The organism is Promicromonospora sp. NPDC050262 (assembly GCF_040655935.1).
Taxonomy (GTDB): domain Bacteria; phylum Actinomycetota; class Actinomycetes; order Actinomycetales; family Cellulomonadaceae; genus Promicromonospora.
In genome coordinates, this window is the sequence record NZ_JBFAKX010000046.1 from 1 (window position 1) to 1,022 (window position 1,022).

General features: G+C 70.7%; 1 protein-coding gene. It reads left to right on the forward strand.

What is annotated here, in order from left to right:
- Window positions 1-66 precede the first annotated feature (66 nt).
- On the forward strand, window positions 67-1,022 hold a 956-nt coding region (locus tag AB0I29_RS27675), incomplete at its 3' end, for a DUF222 domain-containing protein (protein ID WP_357487482.1).

A 1,022-nucleotide genomic window follows, 5' to 3' on the forward strand; every position in this document is an offset into this window, starting at 1 on the left:
CACACCACCGCCGCAGCCGAGATCAGCGCCCGCCTGCGCATCCCGCAAACCGACGCGAACAAGCTCATGGCCCGCGGCACCAGCCTGACCCAACACCCCCAGGTCATGAACGCCCTACACACCAGCACGATCGACACCGCCAAGGCCGACATCCTGCTGCACGCCGGCAACCCCCTCACCACCACCGAACGCGAACACGCCATCACCCGCTACCTGCCCCAGGCCCCCGACCACACCCGCCGCTGGCTACGCGACAAGATGAACCAGTACGCCACCAACCTGCACGGCACCAACGAGGTCGCCAAGCACGCCACCACCCGCCGCGCCGTCTACCTCGACCCCGCCGACAACTCGATGGCCTGGATCAGCGCGAACCTACCCGCCACCGACGCCACCGCCGTCTGGGACACCATCGAACAGACCGCCCACACCCTGCGCCGCACCCCCGGCAACACCCGCACCCTGGCCCAGGCCCGCGCCGACGCCCTCGTCGCGATCACCACCGGCCGCATCATCGTCCCGCCACAACCCGACTGCGCCCCCGACAGCACCGTCACCCCGCAGGGCACGGGCACGGGCACGGGCACGGGCACGGGCGAGCAGGCCATGCCGCGCACCACCGCACCCGCCACGGGCTGCACCTGCGGCGGGTGCCTGTGCGGCGGCACCACCGTCAAGGTCGTCACGACCAAGCCCCAGATCCGCGTCACCGTCCCGGCCACCATGCTCCTCGGCCTGGACAACACCCCCGGCCACCTGCACGGATACGGCCCCATCCCCGCCGAGACCGCCGCCCACATCGCGACCGACGCCACCTGGCAACGCCTCCTGACCGACCCCGTCACCGGGATCCTGACCGACTACTCCACCACCACCTACCAACCCGGCAAGATCCTGCGCCAAGCCGTCACCCAACGCGACCAGACCTGCTGCTTCCCCCAGTGCGACCGACCCGCCCAATGGGCAGACCTCGACCACATCCACCCCTACGACCACACGCTCGACCCCACCACACAACCACC